The sequence below is a fragment of the Amycolatopsis ultiminotia genome (assembly GCF_039536925.1).
Taxonomy (GTDB): domain Bacteria; phylum Actinomycetota; class Actinomycetes; order Mycobacteriales; family Pseudonocardiaceae; genus Amycolatopsis; species Amycolatopsis ultiminotia.
On the sequence record NZ_BAAAZN010000030.1, the window covers coordinates 42214 to 57395 of the forward strand.

The window sequence follows — 15182 nt, forward strand, 5'->3', positions numbered from 1 at the left end:
CAGGCACAGCCATCCCGGTTTCAGTGTGCCGGCCCGGAATTCGCGGCCGGGAGGTGCCGATACCGCTTGGTGAGCTCGCGGTACACCTCGGCGTTGTGGTGCAGGCCCTCGATTTCCTCGCCGGTCAGTGTCCGGCGGACCTTGGCAGGCAGCCCCGCCACCAAGGACCTGGGCGGTACCTGCGTGCCTTCGAGCACGAGCGCGCCTGCCGCCACCAGTGACCCGGCTCCGATCGTCGCACCATTGAGGACGGTCGCGTGCATCCCGATCAGGCAGCCGTCTTCGACCGTGCAGCCGTGCAGCACGGCGCCGTGCCCGATCGAGACACTTCGCCCGATGACGGCGGGGAAACCCGGGTCGGCGTGCACCGTCGCATTGTCCTGGACGTTGCTCCCGGCGCCGATCGAGATCGACTCGAGATCCCCGCGGAGCACCGCTCCGTAGAACAAACCGGTGCCGGCTTCGACGGTGGCCGCGCCGATGACGACGGCGGTGTCCGCAAGCCATGCGTCGGGGGAGACCGACGGAACTCGATCACCGAAGGTCAGCACGTGATGCGGCATGGGCGGTCCTTCCTCTGCGGCGGGTTGTACTTGGTCGAACCATACAGCTATCTTGGTCTGACCACACCCGCCCTCCGTCCACGGCTTCTTGAATCGGAGGACTTATGTCCAGCGTCGGCCTGATGGTCACGTGCATGAACGACGCGCTGTTTCCCGGCACCGGCCGCGCGGTGGTCACCCTGCTGCGCCGTCTTGGCGTCGAGGTCGACTTTCCCGCTGCGCAAACCTGTTGCGGGCAGCCGATGGTCAACACCGGCTACCTGGACGACGCGGTCCCGTTGGTACGCAACCATCTCGAAGCGTTCGCGGAGTGCGAAGCGGTGGTCGTGCCGTCCGGATCGTGCGCCGGGTCGGTGCGCCATCAGCACCGGATGGTGGCGCAGCGGTCCGGAGACCGCGGACTGGTGCGGGCGGTCGAGCAGGCGCCGCCGGTCTACGAACTCAGCGAATACCTCGTCGACGTACTCGGGGTGGTCGATGTCGGTGCGTACTTCCCGCACCGGGTCACGTATCACCCCACCTGTCACTCGCTGCGCATGCTGGGGGTCGGTGCTCGGCCGGCCCGGTTGCTGCAGGCAGTGCGCGGGCTGACCCTGCTGGAGCTGCCGGCGGCGACCGAATGTTGTGGTTTCGGCGGTACTTTCGCGGTGAAGAACGCGGACACCTCGGTGGCGATGGGCAGCGACAAGGCCAGGCACGTCCGGGAGAGCGGGGCGGAGGTGCTGGTCGCCGGCGACAACTCGTGCCTGATGCACATCGGCGGAATGCTTTCGCGGGAGCGTTCGGGGATCCGGGTGATGCACCTCGCCGAGATCCTCGCCTCGGTTGAGCCCACCGGGCCCGCGAGTATCGCGAAGGAGGTGGCCGTGCGATGAGCGGCACCTTCCTCGGGATGCCGAAGTTTCCGGTCGCGGCGAAGAAGGCGTTGTCGGACAGTCAGCTGCGCCGGAATCTCGCGCACGCAACCGGGACCATCCGTGCCAAGCGCGCGAACGTCGTCGGCGAGGTCGCCGAATGGGAGCAGCTGCGCCTGGCCGGTGCGGCCATCAAGAACCGGGTGCTGCGGCACTTGCCCGATTACCTCGAACAGCTCGAGAAATCGTTGACCGCGGCGGGCGCCACCGTGCATTGGGCGAACGACGCCGCGGAAGCCAACCGGATCGTCGTCGACATCGCCAAGCTCCACGAAGCCGACGAAGTCGTCAAGGTCAAGTCGATGGCCACCCAGGAGATCGACCTCAACGGTGCACTCGAAGCCGCCGGTATCCGGGCCTGGGAGACCGATCTGGCCGAACTGATCGTCCAGCTCGGCGACGATCTGCCCAGCCACATCCTCGTCCCGGCGATCCACCGCAACCGCGCCGAGGTGCGCGAAATTTTCCTGCGCGAGATGGGCAAAGCCGGGAAGCCCGCGCCGGCGGACCTCACCGACGAACCGAAACGACTGGCCGAAGCGGCACGGAGCCACCTGCGGGAGAAGTTCCTGCGCGCCAGGGTTGCCGTGTCCGGGGCGAACTTCGCCGTCGCGGAGACCGGCACGCTCACTGTCGTCGAGTCCGAGGGCAACGGCCGGATGTGCCTGACTTTGCCGGAGGTGCTCGTTTCGGTCGTCGGTATCGAGAAGGTGCTGCCGACCTACCAGGACCTCGACGTCATGCTCCAGCTGCTGCCGCGCTCTTCCACCGGGGAGCGGATGAACCCGTACACCTCGATGTGGACCGGTGTCACGCCCGGTGACGGCCCGCAGGAGGTGCACGTCGTTCTTCTCGACAACGGCCGCACGAACGTCCTGGCGGATCCGACCGGCCGCCAGGCACTGCGCTGCATCCGCTGTTCCGCGTGCCTGAACGTCTGCCCGGTCTACGAGCGGACCGGCGGGCACGCCTACGGATCGGTGTATCCGGGACCGATCGGCGCGATCCTCACCCCGCAGCTGCGCGGATCCGATCCGCAGACCGATTCCTTGCCTTATGCCTCGAGCCTGTGCGGGGCCTGTTTCGAGGTTTGCCCGGTCCGGATCGACATTCCCGAGGTACTGGTTCACCTCCGCGGCAAAGTGGTCGACGCGCACAAAAAGGAATCGTCCATTCCTTCGGTGCAGGACATGGCCATGAAGGCGGCATCGTGGACGCTCTCGTCCGCCCGCCGGACCGGCGCCGCGGAGAAGGCCGCCGCGCTGGGCAGCCGGGTAGTGGGCAAGCGCGCACGTACCGCGCCGGGCGGGCGCAAAGTGCTGGGCTCACTACCGGGACCGGCCGCAGGGTGGTCACAGTCCCGCGACATCCCGTTGCCTGCGGCGGAATCCTTCCGGGACTGGTGGAAACGCACCGACGGCGGCCGGATTGCCGACGACGACACCACCGGCGGTGCACCATGGTGAGCGCGCGTGCACAGATCCTCGGGCGGGCCCGCCGCGCACTCTCCGACGTCCCGAAGACGGACCCAGCGGTCGATGTGCCGATCGACCGCCCGCAGCCGCGCCGGGACCTGTCCGGCGAACAGCTCGTGGACCTGTTCGCCGAGCAGGTCGCCGACTACCGCGCCGTTGTCGAGAAGGTGCCGGAGCCGGAGGTCGCGGGCGCGATCGCCGGTGCACTCGGCGGCGCAGCCGGCACCGGGCTCGCGCGCATCCTGGTCCCGCCGGGGTTTCCCGCCGAGTACGTTCCCGACGGTGTCGAAATCGTGGCCGACGGACCGGACGTTCCCGTCGGCGTACTCGACCACTGCGACGGAGTCCTGACCACCGCAACGATCGGCATCGCCGAAACCGGCACCATCGTGCTCGACCACGGTCCGGGACAGGGCCGACGGGCGGCGACGTTGGTACCCGATCTGCACGTCTGCGTGATCCACGCCGGCCAGGTGGTCGCCGGGCTCCCCGAAGCGGTCTCCGCACTCGATCCCCGGCGGCCGCAAACCTGGATCAGCGGCCCGAGCGCGACCAGCGACATCGAACTGGACCGGGTCGAAGGCGTGCACGGCCCGAGGACCCTGCACGTCGTGATCGTCACCGCGGGTGGGTGACGATCTTCGGCAGTGATGCCGGCTGCGGTACCGCGCTGCGCGAGCTGCCCGGCGGTACCCCGATCCCCGCTCTGCCCGACGAGGTCAGCACCGCGAAGACCCGGATCGGTTCGTAGCCGGACACGAATTCCGCGGGTGGATTTGGTCGGATCGAATCAGCCGGTCCGGCCGCGGCGGATCTACCTTCGGGGGGTGCTGACCTCGGTGCCCGGCAAGCCGCACACCAGCTCGGGGCGCGTCCTGGAAGCGCTCGGGGACGCGCTTCTCGAACCGAGCGCGGTCGGCCGGGACAGCCGAAGGCCGCTCGGCGTCGTCATCCACGATCCGCACGACGACTCCGAATTCCCGGTCCGTGCGGCCGTGTGCTCGGGGTCGGGGACGCGGGAGCCGGCCGAGATGGTGCGGCAGCGGTACTCCGCCGCGGCGCTCCCCGGCCGCCAGGACTGTCTCGAACGCCTGGTGCGGATCGCGTCCACGTTCCTGGCGCGCACCGGGCGGCGGCAGCGATCGGAGTCGGTCTGCTTGCGTGGCTGCCGGCCTGCGCGGGCGGCCCGCCGCCATTCGGCAACTGTGTCTGCTGGCCTCCGCATCTCTGCGGCACCTCCGAAGTGCACAGGAGCAGCAATGACCACAGCGTCCGAACCGATCGCCACGGTCGCCCGCCGCTCGAAGGAGGTGGGGGTCCAGGTCCGGCTGCACGTGGCCGAGGTCGCCGGTACGCACCGGCCCGGCATCGGCGACAACGCTGCCACCGACCTGATCCTCGTCGAGGTGGGCAAGGATGCGGTGAACGGATCGTTGCGGCGCCTCGGTTTCGAGCACACCGCCGTACCGCAGGACGGCCGGGAGATCCTCGATTCGATCGGCGAGGGCCTCGGAATGCCCTATGCGGACGACGAACGGCTCTTGGCCGGGCTGCCCGCCGAACGGGTGTCCGCGCGCGTACTCGCCCCCGGAGCTCACCTGCCGGACGACCGCCGCCGAGATGACCAGGCTGCTCGGCCTGATCTGGCGCAACGAAGCAGCGCCGTCCGCAGCGTGCGCCGATGTCCGGCGCTGGATGGGGCTTCAGCTGTGGCCGCACCGGCTGCGCGCCGGGTTTCCGGACGACGGGATCCAGGTTGCCGGCAAGACCGGGACGTTACCGGCAGTAGGCAACGAAGTCGGCGTGGTGGAGTACCCGGACGGCGGCCGTTACGCGGTCGCGGTGTTCACCCGGGCCGAGGACACCCGCTCGCGGGTGCCCGAGCGGGACGCGTTCATCGGCTTCGCGGCCGCCGAGGCGATCCGATGGCTGCGGGTCACTGCGGCAGCGGCCGGATGATTCGTCGGCCCGGATGAATTTCCCCGGGGCTTTCCTCGCTCCGGACGAACCGGTGGCCGCCGCAGGCCCGGCATCCCGGAAACACCGGACCACCATTTCCCGGACACGAGGTGCGCATGTCGAAACTTTCCGAAATCGATGCCTGGCTCGGGGATCGCCTGCCGGCGCTGCTGGCCGGGCACCAGGTGCCCGGCGCGGCGATCGCGGTCCTCGCCGGGGGCGAGGTCATCGACCACGCCGCGGGTGTGCTGAACAAGCACACCGGTGTGGAGTCCACAGTGGATTCGGTGTTCCAGATCGGCTCGATCACCAAGGTGTGGACGGCCACGCTGGCGATGCAGCTCGTCGACGAGGGCCTGCTCGACCTCGACCGCCCGGTCCGCAGCTACCTGCCGGAGTTCGCGCTCGCCGACGAGGACGCCGCGGCGCGGATCACCGTCCGGCAGCTGGCCTGCCACACCGCCGGCTTCGAGGGCGACATCTTCACCGACACCGGCGTCGGTGACGACTGCGTGGCCAAGCTCGTCGCGACGCTGTCCGAGGTACCGCAGCTCTTCCCGCCTGGGGAGATGTTCTCCTACAACAACGCCGGCTACTGCGTGCTCGGCCGGATCGTGGAGGTGCTGCACGGCGCATCCTGGGACCAGTGCGTGCGCGAGCACCTCTTCGCCCCGCTGGGACTGACCCACGCGGCCGCCGGACCGTACGACGCGATCCGCTACCGCGCCGCGATCGGGCACCTCAAGGCGAATCCGGCGGACGAACCGCAGCCCGCCCCGGTCTGGGCACTGGCCCGGTCGAACGCCCCGGCCGGTTCGACGCTCGCGATGCGCCCGCGGGATCTGCTGACCTTCGTCCGCATGCAGCTGAACGAGGGCAAGGCCGACGACGGGACCCGGGTGCTCGCGCCGGAGTCGGTCCACGCGATGCGGGAGCAGCAGGTGCCGGTGCCGGACCTCGGCACGATGGGCCGGGCCTGGGGCCTCGGGTGGATGCTCTTCGACCGGCCGGACGGCCGGCTCATCGGGCACGACGGCGGCACCCTCGGGCAGTCGTCGTACCTGCGGGTGGTGCCGGACCGCGACGTCGCGGTGGCACTGGTGACCAACGGCGGCAATCCGGTCCGGCTGTACCTGGAGATCTTCCGGAAGGTGCTGGGCGAACTGGCCGGCGTCGAGCTCCCGGCGTTGCCGGCGCCGAACCCGGCCGCGACCCCGGCCGACGGGTCGCGCTACGTCGGCCGGTACTCGTCGCGGGTGGCGGACACCGTGGTCAGCCAGGACGAGGAGGGCAAGCTCTGGATCGAGCGCACGCCGAAAGGGATCTTCGCCGAGGCCGGCGTCGGGAAACCGGACAAGGCGCAGCTGCTGGGCTGGCAGGGTGATTCGCTGGTCGCCCGGCACGCGCAGCTGCCGGGCGAATACCTGGTGCACGCGTTCGCCGGCGACGACGGCACCGGGCGGGCGCAGTACCTGCACACCGGTCGCGCCGATCGGCGGGTGGACTGATGAGCGCGCTCAGCGACGAGATCGAAGCGGTCTTCGCCGCCGCGGGTACACAAGGGTTCCTGCACGCGCGCGAGATCGGAGTGCCGCACGGGCCGGAGGTTTCGGCGGATGCGGACGAGCCGGTGGTCCTCGCGTCGGTGTTCAAGATCCCGGTCGCGCTCGCCTACGCCAGGGAGGTCGCCGCCGGGAGGCTGGACGACACCGAGCGGACCCGGGCCACCGCGCGGTACCGGGTCGGCGGGATCGGCACCGCGGGGTGCGCCGACGACGTCGAGATGAGCTGGCGCGACCTCGCGCACCTCATCCTCACGATGAGTGACAACGCGGCCACCGACGTGCTGTTCCACCGGATCGGGCAGGAAGCGGTCGAGCGAGTGCTGACCGACCTCGGACTGTGCAGCACCCGGCTGATCGGGTGCTGCGCGGACCTGTTCGCCTCGGTGGCCACCGAGCTGGGCGGGGGACCGGACGACGATCTCGAACAGCTGCCGGCCGCTGCCACCCCGGAGCAGCTGTGGAAGCTTTCGCAGCTCGATCCGGAGCGCACCACGTCCTCGACCGCACGCGAGATCGCCACGCTGCTCGAGGCCATCCGGACCGACCGGGCAGGCGACCCGGCCGCGTGCGAACGGGTTCGCACGATCATGGCGCAGCAGATCCGGCCGCGCCGGCTCTCGTCCGGGTTCCCGCCCGGCGTACAGATCGCCGCGAAGACCGGGACGCTGCCGGCGATCCGGAACGAGGCCGGAATGGTGACCTATGTGGACGGTCACCGGTACGCGGTCGCGGTGTTCACCCGCGGCGGATCCCTCGCCGACCGGCAGCCCGCGGTCGATTCGTCGCTCGGTGCGGCGGCGCGGCTCGCCGTCGAGCACCTTCGCGCGCAGACCGTGAACCCGTAGGAGAATGGCATGAAAACTGCCCGGCTCACCGCCGCGATGGCGGGCGTGGTGGCGCTGACCGTGAGCGCATGCGGGGTGGCTGCGCAGTCCGGCCCCGACCGGACCGCCGACCAGCGGCTGACCGACGGCAAGACCTTCACCTACGCGGTTCCGTCGGATCCCGGATCGCTCGACCCGGCCAAAACGGTCCTGACCGTGGCCAACGGGGTCGATCTGTTCCTCTACGACAGCCTGATCGACCTCGATCCCCATGGCGCGCCGGTCGCCGGTCTCGCCGAGAAGTGGGAGGCGACGACGACCACCGCGTCCTTCACCCTGCGGAAAGCGATCACCTGCGCGGACGGCGCCCCGCTGACCGCGCAGGACGTTGCCGCGAACATCGACTTCGCCGGTGATCCGGCGAGCAGGTCCGCACTGACCGGTGGCACGGTGAAGGCAGGCACGAAGGCGGTGGCCGACGACGCGGCCGGGACCGTCACGGTCACCAGCGGAGCACCGGACGCGTTCCTGCTGCGCAATCTGGGCAGTGTGCCGATCGTGTGCGCCAAGGGACTCGGCGACCGGGCGACGCTGGCCAAGGGGCAGCACGGCACCGGCATGTTCACCATGACCGAGAACGTTCCGAACGACCACTACACCCTCACCCGGCGCAAGGACTACACTTGGGGTCCGGGCCAGTGGCAGCGTACGCAGCCGGGGCTGCCGGACAGCGTCGTCATCCGGGTGGTGCCGGACATGACGACGACGGCGAACCTGCTGCTGTCCGGGGAAATCAACGCCGGTGCGGTCACGACCAACGACCAGCAGCGGCTGCGCGCACAGAAGCTGTTCCACAGCGACATCACCAGTCCGATCGGTGAGTTGTTCTTCAACCAGGCACCCGGCCGGTCCGGGGCGGACCGGAACGTACGCCGGGCGCTGGTGCAGGCGCTTCGCCTCGCCCCGGTCGGCAAGGTGCTCTCCGGCGGCAACGGCTTTGCGGCGAAGGGCGTGGTCGCACTGGAACCGCGGCCGTGCACCGATGACTCGCTCAGCGGGAAGATACCCGGCTTCGACCCCGCCGCCGCCAAAGCCGCGCTCGACGCGGCCGGCTGGCGGCCCGGTGCGGACGGGATCCGGGTCAAGGACGGCAACCGGCTCGCGCTCACCGCGGTCTACGGCACGCAGCTCGGGCCGACCATGGCCCCGGCTGCCGAGCTGATGCAGCAGGAGTGGAAGGACATCGGCGTCGACGTCGCGCTCAAGGGCGTGGACAGTCCCGGGATCAGCCAGGTGCTGTTCAGCACCGGGGAGTGGGACATCTCCATGGCGCCGCTGAGCATCGCACTGCCCAGCCAGCTGGTGCCGTTCGTCTCCGGGGCAGCGCCCCCGCAGGGCACGAACTTCGCGCAGATCCGGAACGACGGGTACGACGCCCTCGTCGCCGCGGCGGCGTCGAAGGCAGGCGAAACAGGTTGCCCGGACTGGGCGGCAGCCGAATCGGCGCTGTTCGGCCGGCTGGACGTGGTGCCCTTCGCGAACCGGATCGTGCCGGTCTTCGGCGACAGCGCGAGGTTCGCGACCACCAGCGGCATGCTCGAGCCTTCGTCGATTCGGATGTACTCCTGATGACCGGCGCGACTGCACTGGCGGGCCTGCGGCCGGGTCCGTGGCTGACGTTCGGGATCCGCCGCCTCGCACGGTTCGCCGTGTCGCTGTGGGTGCTGGTCACCGTGGCGTTCCTGATGATCCAGCTCATCCCGGGTGATCCGGTGCGCGCGGCGCTGGGCCTGACCGCTCCGGCCGAGCTGGTCCAGGCCCAGCGCGCGGCACTCGGCCTGGACCACCCGATCTGGCAGCAGTACCTCGACTACCTCGGCGGGCTGCTGCACGGCGACTTCGGCACCTCGATGCTGACCGGGTTGCCGGTGTCGGACGTGCTCGGCGACCGGTTGCCCGCGACGCTGCTGCTGGCGCTGCCGGCCTACCTGGTGGTGATCGCGGTGGCGATCCCGCTCGGTCTGCTGTTCGCCGTGCTGACCCGTGGTGGCCGTCGCCGGCACACCGAGCTGACGTTCACCTCGACCACCATCCTGCTCGCCGCGATCCCGGAATTCCTGGTCGCGGTCGCGCTGGTGGCGTTCTTCTCGGTACAGCTCGGCTGGTTCCCGGTGGCCGGGCGCGACGGGGTGGGTTCACTGCTGCTGCCCGTCGCGGCGCTCGCCCTCGGCCCGGCCTCGGTGCTGTCCCGCATCGTGCGGGTGGAGACGCTTTCGGTGCTGGGCAACGACTTCGTCCGCACGGCGCGGGCGAAGCGGCTGCCCGCCCGGCTGGTCTATCTGCGGCATGCCTTGCCGAACGCGCTGACCGCGACACTGACCCTGGGCGGGCTGCTGCTCAGCGGGATGCTCGCGGGCACCGTGCTGGTGGAGAACGTCTTCGCCTGGCCGGGCCTCGGTGCCACGATCGCACGGTCGATCCTGCAGAAGGATTACCCGATGGTGCAAGGCATCGTGCTCGTCTACGGCATCGGGGTGCTGCTGATGAACCTGGTGGTCGACGTGCTGCTGGCAGTCCTCGATCCGCGTTCGACGATCCGGGAGAGCTGAGATGGCGAAACGACCTGCGGGCTCCTGGGCGGCGGCCCTGCGCACTCCGGTGGGCGGGTTCTCGGCGGCGTTGCTGGTCCTGGTGATCGCGCTCGCGGTGCTCGGCCCGATCCTGTGGCACGACCGGGCTTTCTCTTTCGACCTCGACGCGCTCGGCGAGGGTCCCTCGGCCAGGCACTGGGCGGGCACCGACGAGCTCGGCCGGGACATCTTCTACCGCGTGCTGGTGGCCACCCGGCTGTCGGTCGTGCTGGCGCTGCTGGCCACGCTGCTCGGCGTGGTGAGCGGACTGGTCCTCGGCACGCTGCCGTCGGTCCTGCCGCGGCCGGTCGGCAGGCTGGTGACCGCAGCGGTGAACGTCGCGGTGGCCTTCCCCAGCCTGTTGCTGGTGCTGTTCTTCTCGGTCATCTTCGGCGTGGGTACCCAGGGCGCGGTGCTGGCGGTCGGATTGGCGGTGGCCCCCTCGTTCGCGCGGCTGGCCCAGACCATGGCCGCTTCGATCGCCGGCCGGGATTTCGTGGCCGCCGCCCGGGTCTGCGGGGTGGGCCGGATCCGGTTGCTGTTGCGGCACATCCTGCCCAATATCGGGGAACCGCTGGTGGTCAACGCAACCATCGCCGCCGGCAGCGCACTGCTGAGCTTTTCGGGACTGTCCTTCCTCGGGATCGGCGTGCAGGCCCCCGACTACGATTGGGGGCGGCTGCTCAACGACGGGCTGAACGGGATCTACGTCAACCCGGCGGCGGCGCTCGCGCCGGGGCTCGCGGTGGTCCTCGCGGGCCTCGCCTTCAACCTCACCGGCGAGGCGGTGGCCGGCGTGGTCGGCGTGCGGACCCGCGCGACGCACCCCGCAGCGGCGCCGGCCCCCGTCGCCAGGGCGGCGGCGGCCGAGGACCACGACGACGCCGTGCTGGTGGTCGACAACCTCCAGGTCGCCTTCCCCGGCCGGGGTGGCTGGACGGTGCCGGTGCGTGGCGTGAGTTTCACCGTCCGGCCGGGTGAGGCGATCGGCGTCGTCGGCGAGTCCGGTTCGGGCAAGAGCCTGACCGGCCTTGCCGTGTCCCGGCTGATCGAGGCACCCGGCGTGGTCACCGCCGACCGGCTGGAGTTCGCCGGGAAATCCCTGCTGGGCACGCCGGAACGCGAACTGCGCGGACTGCTCGGCACGTCGCTGGCGATGGTGTTCCAGGACCCGATGACCTCGTTCAACCCGACGCGGCGGATCGGCAGGCAGCTCGCCGAGGTGTCCGAGCAGCACCAGGGGCTTTCGCGGAGCAAGGCGCTCGCGCGCGCGGTCGACCGGTTGCGTGCGGTGCGGATCCCGGCGGCGCGAAGGCGGGCGCGGCAGTACCCGCACGAGTTCTCCGGTGGGATGCGGCAGCGCGCGATGATCGGGATGGGTCTGATGGGCGACCCGCGGCTGATCATCGCCGACGAGCCGACGACGGCGCTGGACGTCACCGTGCAACGGCAGCTGCTGCGCCTGCTGGCCCGGACCCGGGCCGAACGGGACACCGCGATCGTGCTGATCAGCCACGACATCGCGGTCGTTTCCCAGACGTGCGAACGGATCCTGGTCATGTACGCCGGGCGGATCGTGGAGGATCTGCCGTCCGCGGGTCCGGCTGCGACGCCACAGCACCCCTACACGCGGGCGCTGCTGGCCACGACCCTCGACCTCGGCACCGACCGCGAGGCGCCGCTCCCGGTGATCCCCGGCCGTCCGCCGGAACCGGATCGCCTGCCGGCAGGCTGCGCGTTCGCCGAACGGTGCCCGTCGGCGACCGAGCGGTGCCGCACCGAGGAGCCGGTGCTGGCACAGGTGGCGCCCGCGCATCGGGTTGCGTGCTGGCATCCGGACGACGTGCCGCTTCCCGGGCCCGCCGGGGCGATCGTGACCGCCGGAGGTGCGGAATGAGCGAGCTGGTCTTCGACGCGGTGCGCGTGCGCTACGGCGGCAGGCGTGGCCTGACCGCGGTCGACGGGGTCGATCTGCGCGTCCCCTCCGGGAAGGTCGTCGGACTCGTCGGCGAATCGGGATCGGGGAAGTCGACGCTCGCCCGTGCGGCCGTCGGGCTCTCGCCGGTCAGCGCGGGCCGGGTGCTGCTCGGCGGTGTGGACGTGCGCCGGTTGCCCCGGCGGCGGCCGCTGCAGATGGTGTTCCAGGATCCGTATTCCTCTTTGGACCCGCGGATGAGCATCGGCGAATCGATCACCGAGGCGATTCCGCGCGGCCGGCGGCGCGGCGCGGCGGCCGAGATCGCGCGGCTGCTGGAACTGGTGAACCTCGATCCGGACCGGGCCGGACAGCGGCCGGGGCAGCTGTCCGGCGGGCAGCGGCAGCGGGTGGCACTGGCCCGTGCGCTCGCCGGGCGGCCGGAGGTGCTGATCGCCGACGAGATCACCTCCGCCCTCGACGTTTCGGTGCAGGGCGCGGTGCTCAACCTCGTGCGGTCCGTGCAGCGGCAGCTCGGGCTGTCGATGCTGTTCATCTCGCACAATCTCGCCGTGGTGCGGTATCTCAGTGATTTCGTCGCGGTGATGTACCTGGGCCGCATCGTCGAGTTCGGTCCCGCGGCACAGGTGCTCGCCGATCCGCAGCACCCCTACACCCGCGATCTGCTCGCTGCCGCCCCTTCGGCGCACAGGTCCCTGTTCGACGTCCGCGCGGACGAACCGGCGGTGCTCGCCGACGCCGAACCCGCCGACCCGCACCACCCGCCCGGCGGATGCCGCTACCACACCCGGTGCCCGATCGGCCCGCTCGTGCGCACCGAGCGCGATCTGTGCCTCCGGGCCGACCCGGCCGAAGCGGCGCCGTCACGGCGACATGCGGCGGCCTGCCATTTCAGCGAAGACGAGACCCCCGGACTCGTGATCCCCGGAGGAACCGGTGCATGACCCGACGGTTCGGCATCGAAGACCGGTACGGCATCGCCGTGCCCAGCCAGCCGAACCGCTACCGGGCATCGCGGGCTGCTGCGGGCGGGGACCCGGCCAGGCTTCATCAGCCGACGCCAACGTCACGGCCCGATGCGGACGGTTGCCGTGGGGTGGCTCCGGTGTGTGCGGCGCGGAGAAGGGCTTCCAGGTCGTTGTGGGTGGGGGTTCTCGGGTTGGCGTAAGGCTGCCCGAGAACCTCGTTGACGATCTCGGGCAAATCCGTGTCGCGAAGCCCGAGTTCGGCCAGTGAACGGGGCGCGCCGACGACGGTGCCGAGGTCGGCCAGTGCGTGTGCCGGGTCGGTGGTTCCCAATGCGCGGCACAGCGCCGCGTGGGCGGTGGGTGCGGCGGGCAGGTTGAAGGCCGCGACATGGGGGAGCACGACCGCGTGCGTGGCGGCGTGCGGCAGGTCGAACGTGCCGCCCAGGACGTGGCACAGCTTGTGGTGCAACGACATCGTGGTCGCGCCGAGGCAGGCGCCGCACAGCCAGGAGCCGCGCAGCGCCTGTGCTCGGGCGTCGCGGTCGGTCGGGTCCACCGCGGTGCTGGGCAGGGCCGCGGCCAGACAGCGGATGCCCTCTTCGGCGAACAGCTCGATGATCGGCGAGGTGTCGGGGGCGTAGAGCGCCTCGACCGCGTGCGCGATCGCGTTGATTCCACTGGTTCCGGACAACGCCGCCGGCAGCCCCAAGGTCAGATCCGGGTCGTAGAGCACCGTGCGTGGCAGCACCGCCCGGTCGCGGCCGGTGCGCTTGCGGCCGGCCTCGGTGATGCCCCAGATCGAGGTCATCTCGGAGCCGGAATACGTGGTGGGCACGGCGATGACCGGGAGGCCCGATTCGAGGGCGATGGCCTTGCCCAAGCCGATGGTGGAGCCGCCGCCGATCGCGACGCAGCCGTCCGCGCCGATCCGGCCGGCGTGGTCGTGGGCCGCGGCCGCGGTGTCGGCGGGGACGTGCATCCGGGCGCCGGCGAACACACCGGCCGCCAGCGGGCCGAGCAGGGCGGCGGCGTGCTCGGCGAGCTCACGCTGTTCCGGTGTGCACAGCACGAGGACCCGGTGCAGGTCGAGCCTGGCGGCCTCGGCGGGGAGGTCGGTGAGCCGTCCCGGGCCGAAGACGACTCGCATCGGGGGCGCGTCGTGGACGAAAGCGTTCACGAGTGCTTCTCCAGGATGATGTCGAACTGCGCGTGCACGAACGGCGCCGTGACGTGGTAGCCCGCCGCCTCGGCCTCGTCGGGCGACTCCGCGAAATCGACCACCAGGCTCGGCTTCACCGCGAACACCGCATCGGACTCGAGATAGGGGCTGTCGGCGACGAAGGCGTGGGTGGTGAGTTCCCGGTAACCGGCCGCGCCGACGATGAAGTGGACGTGGGCGGGGCGGTACGGGTGCCGCTTGCTCGATTCCAGCAGCCGCCCGACCGGACCGTCGGTCGGGATCGGGTAGTGACTCGGCACGACCGTGCGGAACCAGTAGCGGCCGTCCCCGTCGGCGGTGAACCGGCCGCGGCCGTTGCCCGGTGGCTGGACGCCGGGCTGCTGGACGTCGTAGAAGCCGTCCTCGGTGCACTGCCACACGTCGATGTCGGCCCCGGGCACCGGCTCACCGTCTGCGCCGAGCACCCGGCCGGAAATCACGCACGGGCGCGCCTTGCCCAGCAGATCGATGGAGTCGCCGAGCGCACGGCGAGGCGATTCCGTCAGGTGGAACGGCCCGAGCACCGTGCTCGCGGTGCCGGTCTGCTGCGCGTTCATCGTCTCGACCAGCATCGACACGCCGAGCACGTCGGAGAGCAGGATGAACTCCTGCCGGGTGTCGGTGCACTTCTGGCCGGCCTCGGTCAGGAACTCGACGGCCTGGTTCCATTCCGCGATCGAGGGCCGGGCCTCCCGCACGAATGCGTGCAGATGCCTGGTCAGACCGCCCAGGATGGCGCGCAGCCGCGGGTCCGGGGTGTCGCGGAAGCTGTCCACGACCGCCGAGGTGGCCGGATCCGCGGCGATGTCCGAGGTTTCGAAGTGCCGCACCTGCGGTTCGCCGTCGAAGAAGTGGGCGACCTGCTCGGCGAACCGGCGGCCCGCCTCGCTGCCGGGAAAGGTCACCACGTGGTCCCGCAGAGTTCGCCAGGTGACCTGCAGCAGATAGGCCGAATCGTCCTCGGCGTCGGGGAACAACCCGGCCGACAGGCAGCCCTGCGCGCCGGTGAGGATCGGCTGGGCCGCCCGGAACGCACGTTCGAAATCGGCTTCCCGGCCGGGGACGATCCGCAGGTGGGCGTTCTCGACGATCACGGTGAGCTCCTCGTTCGGCGGTGATTTCGACAGAA

Annotated in this window: 13 protein-coding genes; 10 read left to right on the top strand and 3 right to left on the bottom strand. The window is 70.8% G+C overall.

The window, feature by feature from the left end; all coding sequences use genetic code 11:
• Window positions 1-20: 20 nt before the first annotated feature.
• Entirely contained in the window at window positions 21-563 is a 543-nt protein-coding gene (locus ABD793_RS40100; protein WP_344868892.1) for a gamma carbonic anhydrase family protein, read from the bottom strand.
• Between the two features lie 104 nt (window positions 564-667).
• Between ABD793_RS40100 and ABD793_RS40105 the strand changes: the two genes are divergently transcribed.
• The 10 genes from ABD793_RS40105 to ABD793_RS40150 all read left to right on the top strand — a co-directional run bounded on the left by ABD793_RS40105 (window position 668) and on the right by ABD793_RS40150 (window position 12810).
• Window positions 668-1438: a (Fe-S)-binding protein gene (locus ABD793_RS40105; protein WP_344868893.1), complete on the top strand. Its 771-nt coding sequence runs from the start codon at window positions 668-670 to the stop codon at window positions 1436-1438.
• Window positions 1435-2943 carry a lactate utilization protein B gene (locus tag ABD793_RS40110; RefSeq protein WP_344868894.1) on the top strand — a complete coding sequence of 503 codons (1509 nt, stop codon included), beginning with the start codon at window positions 1435-1437 and terminating at the stop codon, window positions 2941-2943. The genes ABD793_RS40105 and ABD793_RS40110 overlap by 4 nt, the downstream gene beginning before the upstream one ends.
• The gene (locus ABD793_RS40115; RefSeq protein ID WP_344868895.1) at window positions 2937-3587 is read left to right on the top strand and encodes a LutC/YkgG family protein; all 651 of its coding nucleotides are present in this window, start codon (window positions 2937-2939) and stop codon (window positions 3585-3587) included. Before ABD793_RS40110 ends, ABD793_RS40115 begins: the two co-directional genes overlap by 7 nt.
• 886 nt (window positions 3588-4473) lie before the next feature.
• Complete coding sequence (locus tag ABD793_RS40120; protein WP_486303694.1) at window positions 4474-4911, top strand: serine hydrolase; 438 nt, start codon at window positions 4474-4476, stop codon at window positions 4909-4911.
• A 116-nt stretch (window positions 4912-5027) separates the two neighbouring features.
• Complete coding sequence (locus ABD793_RS40125; protein ID WP_344868897.1) at window positions 5028-6419, top strand: serine hydrolase domain-containing protein; 1392 nt, start codon at window positions 5028-5030, stop codon at window positions 6417-6419.
• The gene (locus ABD793_RS40130) at window positions 6419-7321 is read left to right on the top strand and encodes a serine hydrolase (RefSeq protein WP_344868898.1); all 903 of its coding nucleotides are present in this window, start codon (window positions 6419-6421) and stop codon (window positions 7319-7321) included. Before ABD793_RS40125 ends, ABD793_RS40130 begins: the two co-directional genes overlap by 1 nt.
• Before the next feature lie 9 nt (window positions 7322-7330).
• Complete coding sequence (locus ABD793_RS40135; RefSeq protein ID WP_344868899.1) at window positions 7331-8929, top strand: ABC transporter substrate-binding protein; 1599 nt, start codon at window positions 7331-7333, stop codon at window positions 8927-8929.
• Entirely contained in the window at window positions 8929-9909 is a 981-nt protein-coding gene (locus ABD793_RS40140; protein ID WP_344868900.1) for an ABC transporter permease, read from the top strand. Before ABD793_RS40135 ends, ABD793_RS40140 begins: the two co-directional genes overlap by 1 nt.
• 1 nt (window position 9910) lies before the next feature.
• Window positions 9911-11827, top strand: coding sequence for a dipeptide/oligopeptide/nickel ABC transporter permease/ATP-binding protein (locus ABD793_RS40145; protein ID WP_344868901.1), 1917 nt, complete (start codon window positions 9911-9913; stop codon window positions 11825-11827).
• Window positions 11824-12810 (top strand): ABC transporter ATP-binding protein, encoded by a 987-nt coding sequence (locus ABD793_RS40150; RefSeq protein ID WP_344868902.1) that lies wholly within the window; start codon window positions 11824-11826, stop codon window positions 12808-12810. Before ABD793_RS40145 ends, ABD793_RS40150 begins: the two co-directional genes overlap by 4 nt.
• A 106-nt stretch (window positions 12811-12916) precedes the next feature.
• Here the strand turns inward: ABD793_RS40150 and ABD793_RS40155 are convergent, their stop codons facing one another.
• Window positions 12917-14011: a maleylacetate reductase gene (locus tag ABD793_RS40155; RefSeq protein WP_425548849.1), complete on the bottom strand. Its 1095-nt coding sequence runs from the start codon at window positions 14009-14011 to the stop codon at window positions 12917-12919.
• Window positions 14008-15147, bottom strand: a complete 1140-nt coding sequence (locus tag ABD793_RS40160; protein WP_344868903.1) for a dioxygenase family protein — start codon at window positions 15145-15147, stop codon at window positions 14008-14010. Before ABD793_RS40160 ends, ABD793_RS40155 begins: the two co-directional genes overlap by 4 nt.
• Between the last annotated feature and the right edge of the window lie 35 nt (window positions 15148-15182).

Bases quoted from the DNA above. Each gene is read 5' to 3' on its own strand.
- ABD793_RS40100 (WP_344868892.1), bottom strand. From the start codon at position 563: ATGCCGCATCACGTGCTGACCTTCGGTGATCGAGTTCCGTCGGTCTCC.
- ABD793_RS40105 (WP_344868893.1), top strand. From the start codon at position 668: ATGTCCAGCGTCGGCCTGATGGTCACGTGCATGAACGACGCGCTGTTT.
- ABD793_RS40110 (WP_344868894.1), top strand. From the start codon at position 1,435: ATGAGCGGCACCTTCCTCGGGATGCCGAAGTTTCCGGTCGCGGCGAAG.
- ABD793_RS40115 (WP_344868895.1), top strand. From the start codon at position 2,937: ATGGTGAGCGCGCGTGCACAGATCCTCGGGCGGGCCCGCCGCGCACTC.
- ABD793_RS40120 (WP_486303694.1), top strand. From the start codon at position 4,474: ATGCGGACGACGAACGGCTCTTGGCCGGGCTGCCCGCCGAACGGGTGT.
- ABD793_RS40125 (WP_344868897.1), top strand. From the start codon at position 5,028: ATGTCGAAACTTTCCGAAATCGATGCCTGGCTCGGGGATCGCCTGCCG.
- ABD793_RS40130 (WP_344868898.1), top strand. From the start codon at position 6,419: ATGAGCGCGCTCAGCGACGAGATCGAAGCGGTCTTCGCCGCCGCGGGT.
- ABD793_RS40135 (WP_344868899.1), top strand. From the start codon at position 7,331: ATGAAAACTGCCCGGCTCACCGCCGCGATGGCGGGCGTGGTGGCGCTG.
- ABD793_RS40140 (WP_344868900.1), top strand. From the start codon at position 8,929: ATGACCGGCGCGACTGCACTGGCGGGCCTGCGGCCGGGTCCGTGGCTG.
- ABD793_RS40145 (WP_344868901.1), top strand. From the start codon at position 9,911: ATGGCGAAACGACCTGCGGGCTCCTGGGCGGCGGCCCTGCGCACTCCG.
- ABD793_RS40150 (WP_344868902.1), top strand. From the start codon at position 11,824: ATGAGCGAGCTGGTCTTCGACGCGGTGCGCGTGCGCTACGGCGGCAGG.